The organism is Pseudotabrizicola sp. (assembly GCF_030684215.1).
Lineage (GTDB): Bacteria > Pseudomonadota > Alphaproteobacteria > Rhodobacterales > Rhodobacteraceae > Pseudotabrizicola.
The window spans coordinates 17316-39755 of sequence record NZ_JAUXOV010000072.1; the positions used below are offsets into that span (position 1 = coordinate 17316).

Below are 22440 nucleotides of genomic sequence, written 5' to 3' on the forward strand. Positions count from 1 at the left end.
CCAAAGGGCGCTTACTTCATCAGTTCGGTCCAGATCGCCGTCATGTATTGCTGCGCTACGGGCGAACAGGTGGGCAGGAACACGCCAGCCGCCTTGTGCTCTTCAGGCGTCACCACCTCTGGCGCATCTTTCATGTCTTCGGGCATGAACGCCTCGGACCCGGCAATGCCGTTGGCATAGCGTGCAAAGGCCGAGATCATAGCGGCGTTTTCCGGCACCATGATGAAATCAAGGAATTTGTAAGCCTCTTCCACGTTCCGCGCGTCTCTCAGAAGCATCGCGGAATCCATGAAGACCGGATAACCCTCTTTGGGATAGCCATAGGCTACCGACCCGTTGTTGACGCGTGCGCGCATGCTGGAGCCGTTCCAGTTCACGCTTGCTGCCCAGTCGTTGTTCGACAGCTTTTCGGTGGCGCCATAATCCATGCTGATCCAGTCGGGTTTGGCAGCCAGCAGCACGTCGCGGGCCTTTTTCAGCACTTCGGTGTCTTCCGAACAGGGTTCGCCACCGACATACATTATGGCAAGGTTCACGATATCATTCATTTCAGGTACGACGTTGATCTTGCCCTTCAGCGCATCCGGCACCTCAAGAAAGATCGCCGAGGTGTTGATATCGCCATCATAAACCGACGTGTTCACAGCCACCCCGGTCGATCCCCATTGCCACGGGATCGAATGCTTGCGGCCTGCGTCCCAGTCGACATCCATCCATTCCGGCGCGATGTTGCCGTGGTTCGGCAGTTTTGACAGGTCCAGTTCGACCGTCAGGCTCTTTTCGATGAAAATCGGCACATAGTTGGCAGAAGGCACCACCAGATCAAAGCCATGGCCGCCGGCCTCAATCTTGGCCAGTGCGGTGTCGTTGCTGTCGTAATCGGTGACGGTGACCTTGATCCCGGTTTCCGCCTCGAATTTGGCCAAAAGATCAGGCCCGGTGTAGTTACCCCAGTTGTAAAGGTTCAGCACCCCTTCGGCCTGCGCCAGTGAGGTGGTTGCGGCCAGAAAAGCCAATGCTGTCAGCGTGCGTTTCATCTGTCGTCTCCCGGTTGGTTCAGTTTTTTTTGCGCGTCAGTATGAAGAACAGTGTCAGAAGCACAATCGTCAGCCCCAGAAGGGCGGTTGATATGGCGTTGACCTCGGGCGTGATGGCGCGTCGCATCTGGCCCAGCATATAGGTGGGCAGGGTATCCTGCCCACCCGACTTCACGAATTCGGTGATCACCACGTCATCCAGACTGATAACAAAGGCCAGCATCGCCCCCGCCGCAATGCCCGGTGCCAGCAGCGGCAGGGTGACATGACGAAAGGTCTGCCACGGGTTGGCGTAAAGGTCAGAGGCGGCCGTTTCGAGGGACAGGTCCATGCCTTCCAGCCGCGCGCGGATTGGCAGATAGGCGAAGGGTGTGCAGAACGCCGCATGGGCTATGATCAGATAGGCCAGACCCTGATAGCCGGTAGCCTGTTTGATCACACCAAACAGGATCAGCAGCGCCACCGCCGTCACGATTTCCGGCACCATCAATGGCTGGTTGATCACCACATATATAAAGGTCTGCCCCCCAAACGCCGCGCGGCGCGTAGTGCCCAGTGCCGCCATGGTCGCCACAGTGGTCGCGATGGCACTGGCGGCGGTCGCAATGATCAGCGACCGGAAAGTAGCCCCTTTGACCGCCTCGTTGTTCCACGCGTCGCTATACCAGTGCAGCGACCAGCCCTGCCATACCGCGATAGACGGGCCGGAATTGAAGGAAAACACCACCAGTGTTGCAATCGGCAGGTAGAGCAGTACAAACACCGCAATGGCGATTGTTGCAAATCCGGGCAGGCGAGAGACTTCAAAGCTGCGCTCAGCCATGCGGGTTGCTTCCTTTTGTGCTGGCACGGACGTAGACCAGCAGCGCCGCCATCACGATCAGCAACAAAGCCATCGACAGCGCGGCCCCCAACGGCCAGTTGCGGCCCTGCCCGAACTGCAATTCGATGAAGTTGCCGATCATCATGTTCTTGCCCCCACCCAGAACGCGGGGCGTGACGTAAGCCCCCAGTGACGGCACGAAGACAAGGATCGATCCCGCCACAATACCCGGCTTTACGATGGGAAGGATCACATGGCGCAAAACCTGCATGCGGCTGGCGTACAGATCATAGCCCGCCTCCAGCAGCTTCATGTCAAACCGGTCGATGGCGGCAAACAGCGGCAGCACCATCAGCGGCAGGTAAACATAGGCCATGCCGATAAAGACCGCCGTATCGGTGTTGATCAGCCGGATCGGCTCTGAAATCAGGCCGATACCGATCAGAACCGTGTTCATCAGCCCTTCGTTACGGATCACCTCGTTGATGGCAAAGGTGCGGATCAGAAGGTTGGTCCAGAACGGAATGGTGATCAGGAAAAGCCACATCGCGCGCTGTGTCGGCGGGCGGGTGGCGATGAACCATGCGGTCGGAAAGCCAAGCGCAAATGTCAGCGCGGTGGTCATCAGCGACAGCTTTACCGACCGCCAGAAAATTGTCAGATGCGCATCGGCCAGATTGGTCGTGCCATCAAAGATGTCGCGGGTGAACAGGATGCCTGTCCAGCCATCCAGACTGAACTTCCAGATCACATTGCCATATTGGCCGGGTGTCAGGAACGAATAGACCAGCACGATCAGCAAGGGCCCAGAGGCGGCGATGAACAACAGCGTCAGCGCAGGGGCCGATAACAACCAGCCGTTGCGGGCCGATCGCTTTTTTTGGCTCTGTTCGGCGGGGCTCATGGCTCTACTCCCGGATCAGGCGGGCAGCGCCCGGCTGGAAGGTCACGGCGACATCCTGCCCGGTGGCAAAATCCGCGCCACCATCGACCGGGCTGGGCACCCGCGCGGTCAGGGCGGTGCCATCAGCCAGCATCAGGTTTACATGAATATCGGTGCCGAAATAGACAACGCCCGTCACCTTTGCCGCAAGGCCAGCCCCAACGCCAGCCGGGCCAAGCCGCAACTGTTCGGGCCGCACGATCAGAACCGTGCCATCGCCATCGGCGGCAATCACATCGCCCGTGCTCAGCCGCGCGCCGTGTGGTGACGGGTCTACAGGCAGAAAGTTTGTCTCGCCGATGAAGCTTGCGACAAAGCGGTTCACGGGGCGGGTGTAGATATCGCGCGGGGCGCCGATCTGCTGGATTTTCCCCGCGCTCATCACCGCGATTCGGTCGCTCATGGTCAGGGCTTCTTCCTGATCATGGGTGACGAACACAAAGGTGATGCCGGTTTCGGTCTGCAACCGCTTCAGCTCTACCTGCATTTCCTTGCGCAGCTTCAGGTCCAGCGCCGACAACGGCTCGTCCAACAACAGCACCTTGGGGCGGGGCGCCAGTGCGCGGGCCAGTGCCACGCGCTGTTGCTGGCCGCCCGAAAGCTGACTGGTTTTGCGATCGGCCATCTGCTCCAACTTGACCAACTCCAGCATCTCGGCTGTCGTGGCAGCAACTTCGGCCTTTGGCCGCCCCTGCATCTTCAGGCCAAAGCCGATGTTCTCGGCCACGGTAAGGTGCGGAAACAGCGCATAGGACTGAAACACCGTATTTACCGGTCGATGATTGGGCGGCTTTTCCGTCACATCCGCGCCGTCAATCAAGATTGTGCCGGCGGTCGGCATCTCGAACCCTGCGATCAGCCGCAATAGCGTGGTTTTGCCACAGCCGGACGGGCCAAGCAGGGTAAAAAACTCCCCCGCAGCGATCTCGACCGAGACGTTATCCAAGGCGCGCACAGCGGCGGCACCCTGACCGAAGGCTTTGACAACATTCTGCGCGGTGATGGCCACCTTTTGGGTCAAGTGACTCGCTCCCATATATTTTGATCATATTGGGCGAGGCTTTTGCCATGGGGCAAGCAAAACCTTTGGCGGCATCCGGGGAATGTGAGAATCTGGCCCCGGATCGGGCAGTTCTTGCGCATAAATGCAAACAGCGCGTATCTGTGGCATGATATTGCAATCGGGGGTTGCTGCCTGCTGCAAGCCGGCGCGGCGCGTGGCCAAGGCAGGATACATCGCGCTGGCCCCGGATGGTCTGTCATCGGTCGGCGGCTATCCCGGCAATGACGAAAAGGGGCGCGAGCTGCAAAGTTCGGTTGACCCGGAAAAGCTGATGAATGACTTTTTTGCCGCCATCGACTTTCTGATGACGCATGAGGCGACGCCAGGAAAGGTCGGGATCACCGGGTTTTGCTATGGCGGTGGCGTATCAAATGCGGCGGCGGTGGCCTATCCTGAACTGGCCTGCGCGGTGCCGTTTTATGGGCGTCAGGCCGCCGCCGAGGATGCCGCAAAGATCAATGCGCCTATTCTGTTACATTACGCCGAACTCGATACCCGCATCAATGAGGGCTGGCCCGCCTTTGAAGCGGCCTTGCAGGCGGCGGGCAAAACCTATGAGGCGCATATCTATCCCGGCGTGAACCACGGGTTTCACAACGATTCAACGCCGCGCTATGATGAGCCGGTCGCGACCCTTGCATGGGATCGAACGCTGGACTGGTTTGCGAAGTATCTGGTCTGAACTGCGGGCCCCAGCCGCGCTGGCGGGGGTCAGCTTGGTTATGACCGTCCTGTGACGCTGGCCTGATAGGCGGACAGATCGCCCAGCAGCGCCGCCCCCACCGGCACGCCGGCGCGCGTGCAGAATTCTTCCCAAACGGCGGCAAAGGGCAGGTCTTTCAGCTCTTCGGTCAGGATCAGCCGCGTGGTGAAATCCAGCGCCTGTTCCGCCGCTTTCAGGCGCGCTTGTGGCATCAGCAGCGCGCGCAGCAGCGCCTTTTGCATGTTGCGGGTGCCGATCACCCAAGCCGCTGTGCGGCTGATTGTTGCGTCAAAGAAATCCAGCCCGATATGCGTGCGGCCCAGCAAATCGGCGAACACCAGCTCTTGTGCCATGGCCAGAATGTCATCGTTCAGCAAGATTACATGGTCACTGTCCCAGCGCATCGGGCGCGACACATGCAGCAGGATTTCATCAACCGACAGCGCCACCGAGGACAGCTTGTCGGCCACGTTTTCTGTCGGGTGAAAATGGCCCATATCCAGACACAGGATCGTGCCCTTGCGGATGGCATAACCAAGGTAAAACTCATGGCTGCCCACGGTGCAGGATTCCACCCCGATGCCGAACAGCTTGGATTCCACCGCATCGCGCATCTGGGATTTCGGCAGGGGATCGGCCATCATCGTATCCAGCGAGGCTTCCAGCCTGCGACGTGCCGCCATCCGGTCCACCGGAATATCCTTTGACCCATCCGGCACCCAGATGTTGTTCACCACCGGATTGCCCAGCGCCGCCCCCATCTGCGCTGCAATTTCGCGACTGCGACGCCCATGCTCTATCCAGAAGTCGCGAATGCCTTGATCGGGGTGCGAAAGGGTCAGGTTATCGTCAGCTTTGGGATGCGCAAAAAAGGTCGGGTTGAAATCCAGCCCCAACCCCTGCTCCTTGGCCCAATCCACCCATTTGGAAAAATGGCGGTATTCAATAGCGTCCCGGTCAGGCGACTCGTCGGTATCCATATAAAACGCATGCAGGTTCAGACGGTGTTTGCCGGGGATAAGGGAATAGGCAAACTCCAGATCGGCCCGTAACTCGGCCACGTTGCGTGCCCGGCCCGGATGGTTACCGGTGGCCTGAATCCCACCGCTTGCGGTCCCGGATTTGCGCTCGAACCCCTTGACATCATCGCCTTGCCAGCAATGCATGGAAATCGGGATCGCGGTCAGCGCGGTCAGCGCGGTTTCGGTATCAACACCCCAATCGGCAAATTGCGCGCGGGCAGAGTCGTAAGCTGCGTGTGCCATCCCGGCCCCCCTTAGCGCGTGAACGCTTCCTTGTTGCCCGCATCCACATTCAGGATGTTTCCGGTTGATTTGGCGGTCAGGTCAGAGGCAAAGAAATACACCCCTTCGGCAACATCTTCCGGCAGCACTGCGCGTTTCAACAACGACCGCTGTCGATACATTTCTTCCAGCCCGTCCTTGTCGGTTTTATAGGTGCTGGCGCGCTGGTCCAGCCATTCGCCGGACCAGATCTTTGACCCGCGCAGCACCGCATCGGGATTGACCACATTCACACGGATGCCCGCATCCGCGCCTTCCAGTGCCAGACAGCGGGCAAGGTGAATTTCGGCGGCCTTGGCAGTGCAATAGGCGCTGGCGTTGGGGCTGGCGGCCAGGCCGTTTTTGGACGCGACAAAGATTATCGATCCGCCAATGCCTTGCGTGCGCAACAGCCTGAACGCCTCACGCGATACAAGGAAATAGCCGGTGGACAGGATGTCCATGTTCTTATTCCACAGGTCCAGCGAGGTTTCCTCGACCGGGGCCGAAGATGCGATGCCTGCGTTCGACACCAGAATGTCAGCGCCGCCAAATTCGACCGCCGCTGCCGCGTAGGCCGCGATCACCTGCGGCTCGTCGGTGACGTTCATCTGGACGGTACGCAGCACATCCGAACCATGGCGCTTGGCCAGAGTGTCTGCCGTGGCCTGCAAGGCCGCCGCGTCAATATCGGCCAGCATCACACAGGCCCCGTCTTGCAGCAGGCGTTCGGCGGTCGCCGCCCCGATACCGCCCGCACCGCCGGTGACCAGCGCCACCCGGCCCGCCAGCGCCTTGGGGCGCGGCATGCGTTGCAGCTTTGCCTCCTCCAGCAGCCAGTACTCGATATCAAACGCCTCTTGTTCTGGCAGCGCCTGATAGGTGGAAACAAGGCTCGCCCCGCGCATCACGTTGATGGCGTTCACATAGAACTCGCCCGAGATACGGGCCGTGGCCTTGTCCAGCGCGAATGTGATCATGCCAACACCCGGCACCAGATAGACCACCGCATTGGGGTCGCGCATTGCGGGGCTGTTGTCATGTTTGCAGCGGTCGTAATAGCCTGCGTAATCTTCGCGGTAGGCGTCAACAGCCGCTGCCAAGGTAGCCACGGTTGCATCAGTATCAGGCGCGGCGGGGTCGAACGCGACCACCAGCGGCCGGATCTTGGTGCGCAGGAAATGGTCGGGGCAGGAGGTGCCAAGCGGTGCCAGCGTGTCCAGCATCGCCGACCCCAGAAACTCCAGCACTGCGGGGCTATCGTCGAAATGCCCGACCTTGTGCCGGTCTTTCGAGATCAGCCCCCGGATCACCGGCATCAACCGTGCCGCCACAGCGCGACGCTCACCCTTTGGCAATGTCGGGCGCACCGCACCGCCAAAGGCAGCCTTGCCAGCCGATTTCGCCTCCAGCCATTGTGCCGCGTGGTTGATGATATCAAGCGTGGTCAGGTAGCAGTCCTTGGCATCATCGGCCCATGTAAACAGGCCGTGGCTCTCCAGCACACAGCCCTTGGCCGTCGGATTGTCGCGGCAAAAGGTCTGTAGCCACAGGCCCAGTTCGAACCCCGGTCTTTTCCACGGCAGCCAGCCGATATCGGCGCCAAAAATCTGCGCGGTCAGCTCGCGCGAATTGACCGAGGCCGCAATCGCGATGATCGCATCGGAATGGACATGGTCGACATGCTTGCGCGGTACATAGGCGTGTAGTGGCGTGTCGATGGATGCGGCGCGCGGGTTCAGCGCAAAGGTGCAGTGGGGCAGATAGCCCACCATCTCATCCTCATGCGCCAACCCGCGATACAGCCCGGGCAACGCATTCAGCTTGTCCATATACAGCGTTGAAAAGCCGTCCATCTTCATAGAGCCGATGTCACCACCAGACCCTTTGACCCACAAGACCTCGACCATCTCACCCGTCAGCGGGTCGCGTTCCATCACCTTGGCGCTGGTATTGCCGCCGCCATAGTTGGTCACCCGCTTGTCTGACCCCAGAAGGTTTGAGCGATAAAGAAGCTTTTCCGACTCAGACATCGGGCTTGCGCGGGCATCATCCCACAGGTTTTCCAGCCGGTTTCCGGTGACGGTCATGTGATCCTCCCTCGCGTCTTGTGGCAAATGTGCCCGGAATGGGCTGAATGTCAATCATAAACGATCAGAAGCAATCATTCTGCACCGCAGAAAGATCATTGATGACTGAAAATGATTGACACTGAGTGATTCAAGTGGAAACCTGCCAGCCAAGGGGAGGACGCAATGCACGAAAGCGAACGGCACAGGGTTATTTTGTCTGCGATCGAGGGGCGCCCGGTGGTGACCGTGGCCGATCTTGTGACGCTGACCGGATCATCCGAGGCGACGATCCGCCGGGATATCGCAACGCTGCATGTTCAGAAAAAGCTGCGCCGGGTGCGGGGCGGGGCGGAATCCATCGCGCCGCCGCAGTATGTCGGCATCAATGCGCGACCATTCAGCGTGAACGAAGGTATCCGTCTGGCCGAAAAACGTGCGATTGCGCGGGCGGCGGTTGATCTGTGCGACGATGGTGAAGCCATTATCATCAACGGCGGAACCACCACCTTTCAGATGGTGCATCCGCTGACGGCAAAGCGCTGCCAGGTATTTACCAACAGCTTTCCGATTGCCGAACATCTGCTGAAACACTCCAAAAACACCGTGCTGTTGCCCGCAGGCGCGATTTACCGCGAGCAAAACATCATCCTATCGCCGTTCGACGAAGACGGCAGCCGCCATTTCTACGCGCGGCGCATGTTCATGGGGTGCCGCGGTCTTGGCCCCTTGGGTCTGATGGAGGGTGATCCGCTGCTGGTGCAGGCTGAGCAAAAGCTGATCGGTCAGGCGGATGAACTGATCGTTCTGGCCGACAGCACCAAGTTTGCGGCGCGCTCCAGCCTGCTTTTGTGCGCGCTGTCGCGCATCCATACCGTCATTACCGATGACGGCATCACAGACCGCGACGCTGCCATGCTGGAGGCCGCGGATATCAGGCTGATCGTGACGCAGATTGGCGTCGCGGACAGAACGGAGGACCGCACGGGCGACGCCTGAGGCGGAGGGAAAACGGCTCATAAGGGAGGAACTCATGGGTATTCTGAAGAAGGCTCTGACCACGGCGGCGATTGCTACCGTGCTGATGGCACAGACCGCGGCAGCCGAAAACGTCAAGATCGCGCTGGTGGTCAAGGCACTGGGCATCGGCTTTTTTGAAGCCGCAGCCAAGGGTGCCGAAGAAGCGGCGGCGGAACTGGGTGATGTGGAAATCATCTATACCGGGCCGACAAGCACCACCGCCGAAGGCCAGATCGAGGTGATCAACGCCCTGATCGCGCAAGGCGTCAACGCCATCGCGATTTCGGCCAATGACCCCGACGCCGTGGCCCCGGCGCTGCAACGCGCGATGGACCGTGGCATCACCGTTATTTCATGGGATTCGGGCGTGGCAAAAGAGGGCCGCCAGTTGCACCTGAACCCGTCGTCCTCGGCGCTGATCGGCAACACCATCATCAAGCTGGCGGCTGATCATATCGACGGCACCGGAGATGTGGCAATTCTGTCGGCGACATCCACCTCGACCAACCAGAATATCTGGATCGAAGAGGCGAAAAAGGTGCTGCCGAACTATCCGAATGTGAACCTTGTCGCGACGGTTTACGGCGACGATCTCGCCGACAAATCCTACCGTGAGGCCCAAGGGTTGATGGCGACATATCCGAACCTAAAGGCGATTATCGCGCCAACCACGGTTGGCATCCTCGCCGCCAGCCAAGCGGTGACAGACGCTGGCAAGATCGGTGAGATCAACGTCACGGGCCTTGGTCTGCCATCGGAAATGGCCGGTGCTGTCGAGTCCGGGGCCACGATCAGCTTTGCGATCTGGAACCCGATTGATCTGGGCTATGCGGCAACGATGCTGTCCTACAATCTGATCAAAGGGGCCGAGGCCGCGCCGGGCGCATCCATTCCGATGGGTCGTATCGGGGCTGCCACGCTGGACGAAAACAATGAAGCGGCCATGTCGGACCCCTTCACCTATGACAAGTCGAACATCGAAGCGTTCAAGTCGATCTTCTGATCTGTCATCTGCCCCGGCTGGCCGCTCCCCCGGTCGGGGTACTCTTTTCTGAAGGAACCCGCGATGAATCCCGTTCTGTCGCTGCGCGGCATCTCTAAGTCATTTCCGGGGGTCAAGGCGCTGTCCGAGGTGCAGCTTGATCTTTACGCAGGCCAGGTCACCGCGTTGATCGGTGAAAACGGCGCAGGCAAATCCACCATCGTCAAGGTTCTGACCGGAGTTTATCAACCCGATGCGGGCAACATCACGATTGACGGGGCCGAGGTTCATTTCCCGACAGCCCAAGCCGCCAGCAAAGCGGGAGTCACGGCGATCCATCAGGAAACCGTGCTGTTTGACGAATTGACAGTAGCGGAAAACATCTGGCTGGGACATGCGCCGCGCACGCGTTTTGGTCTGATCGACCGCCGCGCCATGCGGGACGGGGCGCTGCGCTTGTTAGAGGGGATCGGGGCGACGCTGAACCCCGACCTGCGGTTGCGTGATCTGGGGATAGCATCAAAACACCTCGTCGCCATCGCGCGGGCGCTGTCGATTGATGCGCGGGTGGTGATCATGGATGAACCCACCGCCGCGCTGAGCTACAAGGAAATTCACGAGCTGTATGAGCTGGTTGAAAAGCTGAAGGCGCAAGGCAAGGCGATTTTGTTCATCAGCCACAAGTTCGATGAGATTTTTCGGATTGCTGATCGCTACACCGTGTTTCGTGACGGGCAGTTTGTGGGCCAGGGTGACATGGGGGACGTGTCCGAAAATGATCTGGTGCAGATGATGGTGGGTCGGTCGGTCGATCAGATTTTTCCCGCCCGCCACCGCAATATCGGCGCGCCTGTGCTGACTGTTGCAGGATATAGCCACCCCACCGAATTTGCTGACATCGGCTTTACCTTGCACCGGGGCGAGATTCTGGGCTTTTACGGGCTGGTCGGTGCCGGGCGGTCAGAGGTGATGCAATCTTTGTTTGGCATCACCAAGCCATCAAAGGGGGCTACGCGGATTGACGATCAGGTGCGGGTTATCCGTTCGACGTCCGAAGCCATCGCTGCGGGCATCGTCTATGTGCCAGAAGATCGCGGCAAGCAGGGCGCGGTCAAGGGTTTGCCGATATTTCAGAACGTCACACTGCCGTCGCTGTCTCGCACATCGCGCGCGGGGTTCTTGCGTCTGGCCGAAGAATTCAAGCTGGCGCGCGACTATACCGGGCGGCTGGATCTGCGCGCCGCCAGTCTGGATCAGGATGTGGGGCTTCTGTCGGGCGGCAATCAGCAAAAGGTTGTCATCGCCAAATGGCTGGCGACCCAGCCGCGCGTGATCATTCTGGACGAGCCGACCAAGGGCATCGACATCGGGTCCAAAGCGGCAGTGCACGAGTTCATGGCCGAATTGGCGGCGCAAGGTTTGGCGGTGATTATGGTCAGTTCGGAAATCCCGGAAATTCTGGGCATGTCTGACCGGGTGATCGTGATGCGCGAAGGCCGTATCGTGGATGAGGTCGCGGGCGACCGGATGACGCCCGAAACTCTGGTGCGCGCCGCCGCCGGATTGGCGGTGGCGGCATGAGCCTGCTGAAATCCCGCGAGGCGCTTTTGGCGCTGGCAATTCTTCTGCTGATCGGTGTTGTTGCCGCGCGGTTCCCGGCCTTTGTGCGGCCCGCAAACCTTGCCAATGTGCTCAACGATACCTCGCCGCTGATCATTCTGGCCATCGGTCAGATGATTGTAATTCTGACAAAGTGCATTGATCTGTCGGTGGCTGCCAATCTTGCGTTATGCGGCATGGTGGCGGCGCTGATGAATGGGGCGGGCGTGCCATTGCCCCTGATCCTGATGGGCGTTGTTGCCTTGGGTGCGGGGCTTGGGGCGGTCAACGGGGTGCTGGTGTGGAAGCTGGGTATCCCCTCGATTGTTGTGACGCTTGGCACGATGACGATTTTTCGCGGCACGATTTTTCTGATCACCGATGGCAAGTGGGTGAACGCGCATCAGATGTCTGACGGTTTCAAGGCGCTGCCGCGCACCGTTCTGCTGGGCCTGCCGGTGATGAGCTGGATGGCGATTGCGCTGATAATCCTGTTCACAGTGGTGCTGACCCGCACCGCGCTGGGCCGGTCGTTCTATGCCGTGGGCGGCAACCCGCATGCCGCCGTTTATGCTGGTATCAACGTGGGTCGCACCCAGTTTTCCGCCTTTGTCATCTCCGGCGCTTTGGCGGGCTTGGCGGGGTATCTTTGGGTTGCACGCTATGCCGTGGCCTATGTCGATATTGCAGGCGGGTTTGAACTCGACGTGGTTGCCGCCTGTGTGATCGGTGGCGTGGCGATTGCGGGAGGGGCGGGCACGGTTGCCGGAGCGGTCCTTGGCGCGTTGTTCCTTGGCGTCATCAAGAACGCGCTGCCTGTTGTCGGCATTTCGCCCTTTTGGCAGATGGCGATTTCTGGCGCAGCTATTGTACTGGCGGTCACCTTTAACGCCACCCAAGCGCGCGCGCCCGGCCGTATCATCCTCAAATCAGCCGAGGCCAGATGACCCCGCATCACCGCATCATTCCTGATCGTCTGCAATCGCCCGCCACCCGCGCCTTGCGCAGTTGGGAGGCGATATTGGTGGCCGTGGCCATCGCGGTCTTTGTCACCAACAGCTTTGCGTCGCCCTATTTCCTGAATGTGTGGAATCTGTCGGATGCCACTTTCAACTTCACCGAAAAGGCGCTGATCGCCTTTGCCATGGCGATGCTGATCATCGCGGGCGATATTGATTTGTCGGTCGCGTCGATCATTGCGCTTTCGTCCACCGCGATGGGGGTGGCCATGGCTGCGGGGGCCGATACCCCCGTGCTGGTGCTGATCGGGATTGGCACCGGTCTTTTGTGTGGCGCGATCAACGGGGCGCTGGTGGCCGGGCTTGGTCTGCCGTCGATTGTGGTGACGATTGGCACTATGAGCTTGTTTCGCGGGGTTGCCTATATCATCCTTGGAGATAAGGCGTTTACTGGCTATCCAGCCAGCTTCAAGTTCTTTGGCCAAGGCTATGTCTGGTGGGTGATCAGCTTTGAGCTGGCGTTGTTTGCAGCAATGGCCGTGGTCTATTATGTGCTTTTGCACCGCACCAGTTTTGGCCGTGCAGTCTTTGCCATCGGCAACAACGCCACCGCCGCCCAGTTTTCTGGAATTCGAGTGGCGCGTGTGCGGTTTATCCTGTTCCTGCTGACCGGGGTGATGAGCGGGATCGCTGCCGTCTGCCTTACCTCGCGCCTTGGGTCCACCCGCCCGTCGATTGCCACCGGATGGGAGCTGGAGATCGTGACCATGGTTGTGCTTGGCGGTGTCAGCATCCTAGGGGGGGCAGGCAGTGTTGCAGGCGTTTTTCTGGCGGCGCTAATCATGGGCATGGTCACCTTTGGCTTTGGCTTGCTGAACGTGCCGGGAATAGTGATGAGCATTTTCCTCGGCGTCCTGCTGATCGTCGTCATCGCATTGCCCCGGCTGCTGAGGAGAGGATGATGGAGAAATACGCCTTTACAATGCGTCTTAATCCAGGGGCCGAGGCTGAATATATCCGCCGCCATGATGAGATATGGCCGGAAGTGGTGGGCCTGTTGAAACAGGCGGGGGTGCAGGATTATTCCATCCATCTGGACCGCGAAAGCCGTATCCTGTTCGGCGTTCTGTGGCGGCGTGAAGACCACACGATGGCCACTTTGCCTGCACATCCGGTGATGCAACGCTGGTGGGCGCATATGGCTGATATCATGGAAACCAAGCCAGACAATGAACCCGTGGCCGTGCCGCTGGTTACCGTGTTTCACATGCCATGACTCACGCGGCGATCATCGACATCGGCAAAACCAACGTCAAGCTGGCCTTGGTTGATCTGGCGACCCTGACCGAAGTGGCCGTGCGCACTGCGCCCAACCGTGTGCTGCCCGGCCCCCCTTGGCCGCATTTTCATACCGATGGCCAATGGGCCTTTTTGCGGGGCGCTTTGACAGAGCTAGCCACCAGCCATGGGATTGACGCGATCTGCGTGACCACGCATGGCGCCTGCGCCGCCCTGCTTGATGGCAATGGCGCATTGGCGGCCCCGGTTCTGGATTATGAACACGCAGGGCCAGACACCACCCGGGACGCCTATGACCAGATTCGTCCGTCGTTTTCCGAGACAGGCAGTCCTAAGCTGCCGCTTGGCCTTAATCTGGGCGCGCAATTGTTTTGGCAACTGCGCGAAGACCCCACGTTGCGCGACCGTATCCGACATGTGCTGATGTGGCCGCAATACTGGGGCCACAAGCTGACCGGGCAAATTGCCAGCGATATCTGCTCGCTTGGCTGTCATACCGACCTTTGGGCCCCCATGACGCACGGCTTTTCCACTCTGCCCGCAGCGCTTGGTCTGGCAGAAAAGATGGCCCCAGCGCGGGCACCCGGTGACGTGCTTGGCACGCTGCTGCCCGATTTGCAGGCCACGCTTGGCATCGGCCCGGTCGCGGTGTTGTGCGGCCTGCATGACAGCAACGCGTCGTTGCTGCCGCATCTGCTTGGGCGGCAAGCCCCGTTTGCCGTGGTCTCCACCGGAACCTGGGTGGTGTCGATGGCGGTCGGCGGCCACCCGGTCACGCTGGACCCGTCGCGCGATACGCTGATCAACGTGAACGCCTTTGGCGATGCCGTGCCCTCGGCCCGGTTCATGGGTGGGCGGGAGTATGATCTGGTGCAATCAGGCAAGCCCGCCGTGGCAGGGGTGGCAGATGCAGATCAGGTGCTGGCAAAGCGGGTTATGCTGTTGCCCTCTGTCGTGCCTGAAAGTGGCCCGTTTCAGGGGATGCCGCACCGCTGGGCCAACGATCCCATGACCGATCCGCAGCGCGAGGTCGCCCTGGGCTACTACCTTGCGCTGATGACAGCAGAATCTTTGGCGGCCATTGGCGCGGATGGCCCCAGTATCATTGAGGGGCCTTTTGCATCTAACCCGTGGTTTTGCACCATGTTGCACGCCGCAACCGGGCGGTCTGTCCTGTCGTCCTCGATGCGCACGGGCACAGCGGTTGGGGCGGCGATGCTTTTCGCCCGGCCCAAGGCCACAGCCGATGACCGGGGTGCGATGATGCCTGACCCCAGATTGGCCGCCTATGCGCGGGTTTGGCGCACGCTGGCAGGTGCGCGTCAGCCTGATGCCTCGTGACACAGTGCCCCGTTGATTTGCCGCGCAATTTGCGGCATGTCGCAGGGATGGCCTTGTCCCTGATCATAAGGTTGCGCAGCTTTGCGCTGGTTGCCCTTCTGGCAATGGCTTTGGGTGTCACAGGCTTTGGGCACCGTGCGCCCTCGCAACAAGAGGCTTCGGTTCAGGCCTTTCTGGCTGCTGGCTTTGGCCTGCCCGATCTTTGCGGAACGTCCGGGCCTGAACAATCTGCAATGGCAGAACACTGCCCGGTCTGCACAGTTGCGGGCGCGGCACTGGTGCCTGCCAATACCTGCCTGCTGCGCGATGCTGATTTGCAGCTGGTTGCCGTGGTTCTTGCGCCGCGCGCGCGGCAAACCATCGCTGCTGTGCATGACCCCGCTCACGCGCCGCGTGCGCCGCCTTTGGCTTGATCCAGTCTGAACCGTTACTTCAGTCCTGACAGCCGGCGAAAGCCGAGCCCAAGCCAAAAAGGCAATTACAATGCAAATCGCATCCGTTTTCCGTTCTGTTCTGTCTTTCCAATCGCTGCAAAAGCCGCTTGTGGCGCTGTGCGCCGCCATGATGCTGGCCACTCCTGCGCAAGCCCAGGCGCATGGCGTGACCGCAGGCGATCTGGAAATCATTCACCCCCACATACTAGCGCCGAGGGCCTCTGCCAAATCGGCCGGGGGATTTATGGGTATTGCCAATGAGGGCACCACCGACGACCGCCTGATCGGCATTGAGGTGCCATCGGTCAAGCATTCCGAACTTCACACCACCATCCACAGCGCTGATGGCATCGCCAAGATGATGCATGTGGATGCCATCGACATCCCCGCCGGAGAGACGGTGTTGCTGGAGCGTGGCGGCATGCACATCATGTTCATGGGCCTGACCGAGCCGATGATCGAAGGCCAGATGGTGCCTGCCACACTGATCTTTAAACATGCAGGTCGAGTGGAGGTTGAGTTCAGCGTTGATCCGTCAACTGGCGCTGATCATTCCGCCATGGGGCACTGAACCGACGTTGCGCAAATGTGTTGGCCCGTGGCGTTCTGCGCCACGGGTGCCTTAACGGTAGCGGCGAAAGAACCGGGACCGGTCATACAGCGTTTCCAGCCGCTTCATCCGCCCTTCAGTCTCGGCCCATGTCCGGCTTTGCACGCTGGCCAAAAGCGTTTCAATCAGCACCAGAATTGAGACGGTTGAATCCCATGCAGAAGGTGCCTCGATATGGGCGGTCAGGGTGTGGCGGGCGTGGGCGGCGGCGGGGCTGACCCAGCGGTCGGTGATCACCACCACCTCGGCCCCCTGTTCCACGGCCAGTTCCACCAGTTGCAGGACCGAGTTTTCATAGCGGCGAATGTCAAACGCCACCAGCACATCGCCCGCCTTCATGTCCAGCAGCGCGGGCGGCCAGGTGTTTGACATATCCGATAGCAGCGTCACCTCGGGGCGGACCACCTTCATCAGCGACACAAGGTAGTCGGCATGGGCATGGGTGATGCGGCCGCCCATTGCAAAGATGCGGCGCGACGGGTCGGCCAGCAGGTTGGCAATGGCGTCGAAATCGTCATGGTCGATCTGGCTGAGCGTGGCCTGAAGATTGGCCACCACCGCATCGGCAAACCGGTTCAGAATATGGGTGTCCGGCGCGCCACCAGCCCAGCGATCATGCTTGACCAAGGGCGATTCCAGCATCGCCCCCAATTCTCCGCGCAGGGCCGACTGATAGTCTGGATAGCCACGATAGCCCATCTTTTGACACAGGCGCACAACTGTTGGCGTTGACACTTCGGCCGCGCGTGCCAAAGCGGTGATCGACCCGAGTGCTGCCACCGGATAATGGCGCAAAATATGCGTGGCCACCTGTCGCTCGGCCCGTGTCAGCTCTGGCAAGGCTGCACGCATCCTGTCTTCGACACCCAAGGGGAGGTCCATGTGCCTGCCTTTCTTGCCAGTTTGGCCCGTGATTTTGCCGGGCAACAAGGTTGGTTGCAAACCACTCTGCCTGATTTCCGAAATTATTGTAACAGAAATTGTGCAGAAGAAAAATTCTTGACAGAACCGTGCCAGATCAAGAAGCCTAGGGTGGCAATCATGGGGTCCGAGTCACTGATGAGCCTGCATTCCACCCAGCCGTCTTTTACGGCCAGTGTCGAACATCGCGATGCTGCGAGTCCAATTTTGTTGGTATGTGAACATGCCAGCAACGCCTTTCCCGACCCGTGGGGCGGGCTTGGGCTGACGGATGCGCAACGCAGCGACCATATTGCATGGGATCCGGGCGCGCTGGATCTGTCGCGCGCTTTGTCGGCTCGGCTTGATGCCACGCTGGTTCATGCTCCTGTAAGTCGTCTGATCTATGATCTGAACCGTGGACCCGACCGCCCCGACGCCATGGCTGCGCGGTCCGAGGTGCATGACATTCCCGGCAACCATGCCCTGACCCCCGAAAGCCGTCTGCACCGGACCGAAGCGCTGTATCTGCCGTTTCACAACACCCTGCACGGCGAAATTGCACGGCGTCTGGCGCTTGGACGGGCGACGGTGATTGTCACCATCCATTCCTTTACCCCGGTCTACCACGGACAGGCGCGCGCGGTGGAATTCGGGGTGATCCACGATGCTGATGATCGCCTGTCACGGGCGATTGTGGCCGATGCCCAAGCAAAAACCGATCTGGGTTGCGCGCTGAACAAACCCTATTCTGCTGCCGATGGCGTCACCCATACCTTGCGCCTGCATGCAACGCCCTACGGGCTGCTGAATGCCATGCTGGAAATCCGCAATGACCTGATCGCGACCCCTGAACAGGTTGCGGTGATGGCCGACAGTCTGGCCCCCGTGCTGCAACGGGCGCTGCTTGCCGTGGCAGAGGGGTAAGCTATGCCGCGACTTGCCATTTTCTTTGTGCGACTGGTGGAAAAGCTGAATTACGGTGTGGGCCGGATGGCGATGTATCTGCTGTTCGTGCTGATGGGCATTCTGATGTGGTCCACCATCAGCAAGGCATCGGGCACGCCGTCGCTTTGGACGCTGGAAATGGCGCAGTTTGTGATGGTGGCCTATTTCGTGCTGGGCGGTCCCTATGCCATGCAGATGGGCAGCCATGTGCGGATGGATCTGTTCTATGCTCAGCAAAGCCCGGTCCGCCGCGCGTGGTGGGATGCCATCACGGTGCTGGCGCTGATTTTCTATCTGGGTGTCATGCTATGGGGTGCGATCGATTCCACCCTGTATTCGCTGCAATACAATGAACGCAGCCCGACCGCATGGCGCCCCTATCTTTGGCCGATCAAGGTGATCCTGTGCGTGGGCTTTTTCCTGATGTTGCTGCAAGCCCTTGCCGCGCTGCTGCGTGACGTGGCCACCATCCGTGGGGAAACCATCTGATGCCCTATGAGATGATCGCGGCCCTGATGTTTTCGACCATGCTTTTGATGATGATGACCGGGCAACGGGTCTTCGGCATCATCGGCTTTGTCGCCGTGGTGGCGGCCCTGTCGCTTTGGGGGCAAGGCGGTGAGCAGATGGGTTTCTCCGCCACCATGAAGCTGATGCGCTGGTATCCGCTGCTGTCGCTGCCGATGTTCGTGTTCATGGGCTACGTGATGTCGGAATCCAAGCTGGCTGATGACCTGTACCGCATGTTCCACCTGTGGTTTGGCCGGGTGCGTGGCGGGTTGGCGGTCGGGACTATCTTGCTGATGGTGCTCATTTCCGCGATGAACGGTCTGTCGGTGGCTGGCATGGCGATTGGGTCTACCATTGCGCTGCCTGAACTGCTGCGGCGCGGTTATGACAAGCGCATGGTCACTGGCGTCATACAGGCCGGGTCGAGCCTTGGTATCCTGATCCCGCCCTCGGTTGTGCTGGTGCTTTACGCCATGATCGCCCGCGCACCGGTGTCTGAACTGTGGCTGGCTGGGCTGATGCCGGGGCTGCTGATGGCGTCGATGTTTATCTTGTATATCACCATTCGCTGCCGCTTTCAGCCGCATCTTGGCCCGGCGCTGAGTGTTGAGGAACGCGCGCAGATCACGCTTGCTGACAAGCTGCTCAGCCTGCGCGCCGGGCTTTTGCCGTTCATCATTTTCGGCGCGATGATGCTGCCATTTATCTACGGCTGGACCAGTCTGGTTGAAAGCAGCGTCATCGGGGTTGCGGCCACAGTAATCGGTGCGGTGATCAAGGGCACCTTTACCCGGCACGTCTTTGAGGTTGCGACCCGCAATACCCTTGGCATCACTTGCATGTTCATGTGGGTGATCCTTGCCGCTTTGTCCTTTGGCGCGGTGTTCGACGGCCTCGGCGCGGTAAAGGCAGTTGAGGCGCTGTTTGTGGACCGTTTGCACATGGGGCCGTGGACCATCCTGATCCTGATGCAGCTGTCGTTCCTGCTCATGGGAATGTTTCTGGATGACACCGCCATGCTGGTCATCGTGGCACCCTTGTATGTGCCGCTGGTTGCCACGCTGGACCTTGGCCTGCCGCGTCAGGATGTGCTGATCTGGTATGGGGTTCTTTACACCATCACCTGCCAGATTGCTTACCTGACTCCGCCCTTTGGCTATAACCTGTTTTTGATGCGGGCCTTTGCGCCCAAGGAAATTACCATGGGCGATATCTATCGTTCGGTTACCCCGTTTGTCGGCGTGATGATCTTTACCCTTGGGTTGATCATGGCCTTTCCGCAGATCGCGCTTTGGCTGCCGCACCTGATCTATCGAAACTGAGACCTGAATTGAGGCGCGGACACACCGCGCCCGCCCAACCCACCAACAAGAGGTATCACAGATGACAACATCCAGACGTTCCTTCCTGACCAAAGGCGCCACCCTTGCCGTTGGTGCCGGGGCCGCCACGCTTGCCACGCCCGCGGTTACCCGCGCGCAGGACGTGATCAAATGGCGTATGCAGACCTATGCCGGGGCCGCACTGGGCGAAGAGGTGGTGAAACCCGCCATCGAGGCCTTTAACCGGATGGCCGCTGGCCAGATGGAGATTGAACTGTTCTATGCCGATCAGCTTGTCCCAACCGGAGAGCTGTTTCAGGCCATGCAGCGCGGCACCATCGACTGCGTGCAATCGGACGATGATTCCATGGCGTCACCCACCGAAGTCACCGTGTTCGGCGGCTATTTCCCAATGGCTCTGCGCTACAGCCTCGACGTGCCCGCGCTGTTCAACAAATACGGCCTGAAAGCGATCTGGGAGGAAGAATACGCCAAGGTTGGCGTCAAGCACATCTCGGCTGGCGCGTGGGATCCGTGCCATTTCTCGACCAAAGACCCGATCAACAGCTTGGCTGACCTGAAAGGCAAACGTATCTTTACCTTCCCGACCGCCGGCCGCTTCCTGACCCAGTTTGGCGTGGTGCCGGTGACCCTGCCTTGGGAAGATATCGAAGTCGCGATGCAAACCGGCGAGCTTGACGGCATCGCATGGTCTGGCATCACCGAGGTTTATACCGTGGGCTGGTCGAATGTGACCAACTACTTCCTGACCAACAATATCTCGGGCGCGTGGATCGGGCACTTCTTTGCCAATATGGACAAGTGGAACGCCCTGCCACCGCATTTGCAGGAAATGCTGGCCACTTGCTTTGAGCAGTCGCACTACTACCGCCAGCACTGGTATTGGGCGGGCGAGGCTGATCTGCGCCTGAATGGCGGCAAGCTGCAACTGACCACGATACCGGATGAAGAATGGGCCACCGTCGAAGCGGCGGCTGTCACATTCTGGGATGAAATCGCGGCGGAATCCGAAGTGAAAGCCAAGGTTGTGGCGATCTTCAAGGAATACAACGACGTTCAGAACAAGGCGGGTCGTCCGTATCGCTACGACTGATCACGGGGATTGTAACCGATGGGGGCGCATGCATTGCGCCCCTTGCTACGCAAGAATATGATCAAAAAAATCGAACGACGGGGATGGGACATGCCGGGCAATCTGACGCTGGACGCTTTGCGCGAATTGGTGGACGCAGGCACGATCGACACGGTTCTGGTGGCCGCTGTGGACATGCAGGGGCGTCTGATGGGCAAACGCTTTCACGCGGCGTTTTTCCTGAGCAGCGGGTATAAAGAAACCCATTGCTGCAACTACCTGCTGGCTGTGGACATGGAGATGACCACCGTGCCGGGCTATAAATCCGCCGGGTGGGAGCAGGGCTACGGCGACTATATGATGAAGCCCGACCTTGACACCATGCGGGTGCTGCCATGGCTGCCCGGCACAGCACTGGTGCTGGCCGATCTGATGGATCATGCTGGCAAGGAAGACATCAACGTAAGCCCCCGCGCTATCTTGAAGCGTCAGGTTGCCCGCGCGCGCGCGCTTGGGTTTGAGCCGATGATGGCGACGGAACTGGAATTCTATATCTTCGAGAACGCCTATGAAGACCTGCGCGATGGCGGGCTGTCACGGTTGAAGCCGATTTCGGGCTATAACGAGGATTACCACATCTTCCAGACCACCAAGGAAGAAGGCCTGATGCGCGACGTGCGCAACGGGCTGTATGCTGCTGGAATCCCTGTGGAAAACACCAAGGGTGAGGCGGATGCCGGCCAGCACGAGGTGAACTACCGCTACTCCGACGCGCTGGACACTGCTGACAACCACATCGTGGTAAAGCAAGCGGTCAAGGACATAGCACATGCCAAGGGCAAGTCGGTGACCTTCATGGCCAAGTATGATCACCGCAAGGCGGGGTCATCCAGCCACGTTCACCAAAGCCTGTGGACCAAAGACGGCGAGCCCGCGTTCTATGACCACGATGACGCACATGGCATGTCGGCCACGATGAAGCACTTTCTGGCCGGGCAACTGGCGCATGCGCAGGAAATCACGGCGTTTCTGGCGCCCTACGTCAACAGCTACAAACGCTTTACCATCGGTATGTTCGCCCCCACCAAAGCCGTGTGGAGCGCCGACAACCGCACCGCAGGCTTCCGCGTCTGTGGCGCGCACACAAAAGCCGTTCGGGTCGAATGCCGCATCCCCGGCAGTGACGTGAACCCCTACCTTGCCTGCGCCGCCCTGCTGGCCGCCGGTCTGGCCGGTATAGAGGACAAGCTGGAGCTGGAGCCCGAGATGAAGGGTGACATGTATTCCGCCACAGGCATCCGCGAGATTCCGCACAACCTGCGCGAAGCGGCAGATCTGCTGAATGCTTCTGCCATGCTGCGCGCGGCCTTTGGCGGTGACGTGGTGGATCACTACACGCATGCCGCCCGCTGGGAAATTGGCGAAGCGGACCGCGTGGTGACTGATTTCGAATTGCAGCGCCTGCTGGAGCGGGCCTGAGGGTAGGGCGGGGTTCACCCCGC

Annotated in this window: 21 protein-coding genes and 1 pseudogene; 15 read left to right on the top strand and 7 right to left on the bottom strand. The window is 59.9% G+C overall.

Annotated features, from left to right (window positions below; all coding sequences use genetic code 11):
• Positions 1-11 precede the first annotated feature (11 nt).
• The 4 genes from Q8K08_RS16605 to Q8K08_RS16620 are packed head-to-tail and all read right to left on the bottom strand — an operon-like array spanning position 12 to position 3824.
• Positions 12-1037 (bottom strand): extracellular solute-binding protein, encoded by a 1026-nt coding sequence (locus Q8K08_RS16605; protein ID WP_305250830.1) that lies wholly within the window; start codon positions 1035-1037, stop codon positions 12-14.
• Between the two features lie 19 nt (positions 1038-1056).
• Positions 1057-1860, bottom strand: coding sequence for an ABC transporter permease (locus Q8K08_RS16610; protein WP_304797164.1), 804 nt, complete (start codon positions 1858-1860; stop codon positions 1057-1059).
• Positions 1853-2764 carry an ABC transporter permease gene (locus tag Q8K08_RS16615; RefSeq protein WP_304797162.1) on the bottom strand — a complete coding sequence of 304 codons (912 nt, stop codon included), beginning with the start codon at positions 2762-2764 and terminating at the stop codon, positions 1853-1855. Before Q8K08_RS16615 ends, Q8K08_RS16610 begins: the two co-directional genes overlap by 8 nt.
• Before the next feature lie 4 nt (positions 2765-2768).
• Complete coding sequence (locus Q8K08_RS16620; protein ID WP_304797160.1) at positions 2769-3824, bottom strand: ABC transporter ATP-binding protein; 1056 nt, start codon at positions 3822-3824, stop codon at positions 2769-2771.
• 187 nt (positions 3825-4011) lie between these two features.
• Here Q8K08_RS16620 and Q8K08_RS16625 point away from each other — a divergent pair.
• Positions 4012-4548 (top strand): annotated as a pseudogene (locus Q8K08_RS16625) (dienelactone hydrolase family protein); the annotation flags it as partial.
• A 38-nt stretch (positions 4549-4586) separates the two neighbouring features.
• Here Q8K08_RS16625 and Q8K08_RS16630 read toward each other — a convergent pair.
• Both Q8K08_RS16630 and Q8K08_RS16635 read right to left on the bottom strand, forming a co-directional pair.
• On the bottom strand, positions 4587-5834 hold the full coding sequence (locus tag Q8K08_RS16630; RefSeq protein ID WP_304797158.1) for an L-rhamnose isomerase: 1248 nt from the start codon (positions 5832-5834) through the stop codon (positions 4587-4589).
• A gap of 11 nt (positions 5835-5845) precedes the next feature.
• Entirely contained in the window at positions 5846-7942 is a 2097-nt protein-coding gene (locus Q8K08_RS16635; RefSeq protein ID WP_305250835.1) for a bifunctional rhamnulose-1-phosphate aldolase/short-chain dehydrogenase, read from the bottom strand.
• A gap of 165 nt (positions 7943-8107) precedes the next feature.
• Between Q8K08_RS16635 and Q8K08_RS16640 the strand changes: the two genes are divergently transcribed.
• The 9 genes from Q8K08_RS16640 to Q8K08_RS16680 all read left to right on the top strand — a co-directional run bounded on the left by Q8K08_RS16640 (position 8108) and on the right by Q8K08_RS16680 (position 16126).
• On the top strand, positions 8108-8920 hold the full coding sequence (locus tag Q8K08_RS16640) for a DeoR/GlpR family DNA-binding transcription regulator (RefSeq protein ID WP_304797154.1): 813 nt from the start codon (positions 8108-8110) through the stop codon (positions 8918-8920).
• A 34-nt stretch (positions 8921-8954) separates the two neighbouring features.
• Positions 8955-9944 (top strand): rhamnose ABC transporter substrate-binding protein, encoded by a 990-nt coding sequence (gene rhaS / locus Q8K08_RS16645; RefSeq protein ID WP_304797152.1) that lies wholly within the window; start codon positions 8955-8957, stop codon positions 9942-9944.
• 63 nt (positions 9945-10007) lie between these two features.
• Entirely contained in the window at positions 10008-11504 is a 1497-nt protein-coding gene (locus Q8K08_RS16650) for a sugar ABC transporter ATP-binding protein (RefSeq protein WP_304797150.1), read from the top strand.
• The gene (locus tag Q8K08_RS16655; RefSeq protein WP_305250837.1) at positions 11501-12469 is read left to right on the top strand and encodes an ABC transporter permease; all 969 of its coding nucleotides are present in this window, start codon (positions 11501-11503) and stop codon (positions 12467-12469) included. Before Q8K08_RS16650 ends, Q8K08_RS16655 begins: the two co-directional genes overlap by 4 nt.
• Complete coding sequence (locus Q8K08_RS16660; RefSeq protein WP_304797146.1) at positions 12466-13443, top strand: ABC transporter permease; 978 nt, start codon at positions 12466-12468, stop codon at positions 13441-13443. Before Q8K08_RS16655 ends, Q8K08_RS16660 begins: the two co-directional genes overlap by 4 nt.
• Positions 13443-13757 (top strand): L-rhamnose mutarotase, encoded by a 315-nt coding sequence (gene rhaM, locus Q8K08_RS16665; RefSeq protein ID WP_304797144.1) that lies wholly within the window; start codon positions 13443-13445, stop codon positions 13755-13757. Before Q8K08_RS16660 ends, rhaM begins: the two co-directional genes overlap by 1 nt.
• On the top strand, positions 13754-15121 hold the full coding sequence (locus tag Q8K08_RS16670) for an FGGY-family carbohydrate kinase (protein WP_305250840.1): 1368 nt from the start codon (positions 13754-13756) through the stop codon (positions 15119-15121). Before rhaM ends, Q8K08_RS16670 begins: the two co-directional genes overlap by 4 nt.
• 53 nt (positions 15122-15174) lie before the next feature.
• Positions 15175-15534, top strand: a complete 360-nt coding sequence (locus tag Q8K08_RS16675) for a hypothetical protein (RefSeq protein ID WP_304797140.1) — start codon at positions 15175-15177, stop codon at positions 15532-15534.
• Between the two features lie 70 nt (positions 15535-15604).
• A complete protein-coding gene (locus tag Q8K08_RS16680) occupies positions 15605-16126 on the top strand; it encodes a copper chaperone PCu(A)C (protein ID WP_305250842.1) in 522 nt (173 codons plus the stop codon).
• Positions 16127-16177: 51 nt separating this feature from the next.
• Here Q8K08_RS16680 and Q8K08_RS16685 read toward each other — a convergent pair whose 3' ends face one another.
• Entirely contained in the window at positions 16178-17047 is an 870-nt protein-coding gene (locus Q8K08_RS16685; RefSeq protein ID WP_305250844.1) for a MurR/RpiR family transcriptional regulator, read from the bottom strand.
• Positions 17048-17206: 159 nt separating this feature from the next.
• On the opposite strand from Q8K08_RS16685, the gene Q8K08_RS16690 reads away from it, so the two are divergent.
• The 5 genes from Q8K08_RS16690 to Q8K08_RS16710 all read left to right on the top strand — a co-directional run bounded on the left by Q8K08_RS16690 (position 17207) and on the right by Q8K08_RS16710 (position 22417).
• Entirely contained in the window at positions 17207-17992 is a 786-nt protein-coding gene (locus Q8K08_RS16690) for an N-formylglutamate amidohydrolase (protein WP_305250847.1), read from the top strand.
• A gap of 3 nt (positions 17993-17995) precedes the next feature.
• Complete coding sequence (locus Q8K08_RS16695) at positions 17996-18502, top strand: TRAP transporter small permease subunit (protein ID WP_305250849.1); 507 nt, start codon at positions 17996-17998, stop codon at positions 18500-18502.
• A complete protein-coding gene (locus Q8K08_RS16700) occupies positions 18502-19845 on the top strand; it encodes a TRAP transporter large permease subunit (protein ID WP_304797131.1) in 1344 nt (447 codons plus the stop codon). The genes Q8K08_RS16695 and Q8K08_RS16700 overlap by 1 nt, the downstream gene beginning before the upstream one ends.
• A 61-nt stretch (positions 19846-19906) precedes the next feature.
• Positions 19907-20959: a TRAP transporter substrate-binding protein gene (locus Q8K08_RS16705; RefSeq protein WP_305250853.1), complete on the top strand. Its 1053-nt coding sequence runs from the start codon at positions 19907-19909 to the stop codon at positions 20957-20959.
• A 90-nt stretch (positions 20960-21049) separates the two neighbouring features.
• Positions 21050-22417 (top strand): glutamine synthetase family protein, encoded by a 1368-nt coding sequence (locus tag Q8K08_RS16710; RefSeq protein WP_305250884.1) that lies wholly within the window; start codon positions 21050-21052, stop codon positions 22415-22417.
• Positions 22418-22440: the final 23 nt, after the last annotated feature.

Coding starts and splice junctions, on each gene's coding strand:
- Q8K08_RS16710 (WP_305250884.1), top strand. CDS start 21,050: ATGCCGGGCAATCTGACGCTGGACGCTTTGCGCGAATTGGTGGACGCA.
- Q8K08_RS16650 (WP_304797150.1), top strand. CDS start 10,008: ATGAATCCCGTTCTGTCGCTGCGCGGCATCTCTAAGTCATTTCCGGGG.
- Q8K08_RS16670 (WP_305250840.1), top strand. CDS start 13,754: ATGACTCACGCGGCGATCATCGACATCGGCAAAACCAACGTCAAGCTG.
- Q8K08_RS16685 (WP_305250844.1), bottom strand. CDS start 17,047: ATGGACCTCCCCTTGGGTGTCGAAGACAGGATGCGTGCAGCCTTGCCA.
- Q8K08_RS16630 (WP_304797158.1), bottom strand. CDS start 5,834: ATGGCACACGCAGCTTACGACTCTGCCCGCGCGCAATTTGCCGATTGG.
- Q8K08_RS16615 (WP_304797162.1), bottom strand. CDS start 2,764: ATGAGCCCCGCCGAACAGAGCCAAAAAAAGCGATCGGCCCGCAACGGC.
- Q8K08_RS16695 (WP_305250849.1), top strand. CDS start 17,996: ATGCCGCGACTTGCCATTTTCTTTGTGCGACTGGTGGAAAAGCTGAAT.
- Q8K08_RS16700 (WP_304797131.1), top strand. CDS start 18,502: ATGCCCTATGAGATGATCGCGGCCCTGATGTTTTCGACCATGCTTTTG.
- Q8K08_RS16640 (WP_304797154.1), top strand. CDS start 8,108: ATGCACGAAAGCGAACGGCACAGGGTTATTTTGTCTGCGATCGAGGGG.
- Q8K08_RS16655 (WP_305250837.1), top strand. CDS start 11,501: ATGAGCCTGCTGAAATCCCGCGAGGCGCTTTTGGCGCTGGCAATTCTT.
- Q8K08_RS16705 (WP_305250853.1), top strand. CDS start 19,907: ATGACAACATCCAGACGTTCCTTCCTGACCAAAGGCGCCACCCTTGCC.
- Q8K08_RS16610 (WP_304797164.1), bottom strand. CDS start 1,860: ATGGCTGAGCGCAGCTTTGAAGTCTCTCGCCTGCCCGGATTTGCAACA.
- rhaS (WP_304797152.1), top strand. CDS start 8,955: ATGGGTATTCTGAAGAAGGCTCTGACCACGGCGGCGATTGCTACCGTG.
- Q8K08_RS16635 (WP_305250835.1), bottom strand. CDS start 7,942: ATGACCGTCACCGGAAACCGGCTGGAAAACCTGTGGGATGATGCCCGC.
- Q8K08_RS16690 (WP_305250847.1), top strand. CDS start 17,207: ATGGGGTCCGAGTCACTGATGAGCCTGCATTCCACCCAGCCGTCTTTT.
- rhaM (WP_304797144.1), top strand. CDS start 13,443: ATGGAGAAATACGCCTTTACAATGCGTCTTAATCCAGGGGCCGAGGCT.
- Q8K08_RS16680 (WP_305250842.1), top strand. CDS start 15,605: ATGCAAATCGCATCCGTTTTCCGTTCTGTTCTGTCTTTCCAATCGCTG.
- Q8K08_RS16660 (WP_304797146.1), top strand. CDS start 12,466: ATGACCCCGCATCACCGCATCATTCCTGATCGTCTGCAATCGCCCGCC.
- Q8K08_RS16605 (WP_305250830.1), bottom strand. CDS start 1,037: ATGAAACGCACGCTGACAGCATTGGCTTTTCTGGCCGCAACCACCTCA.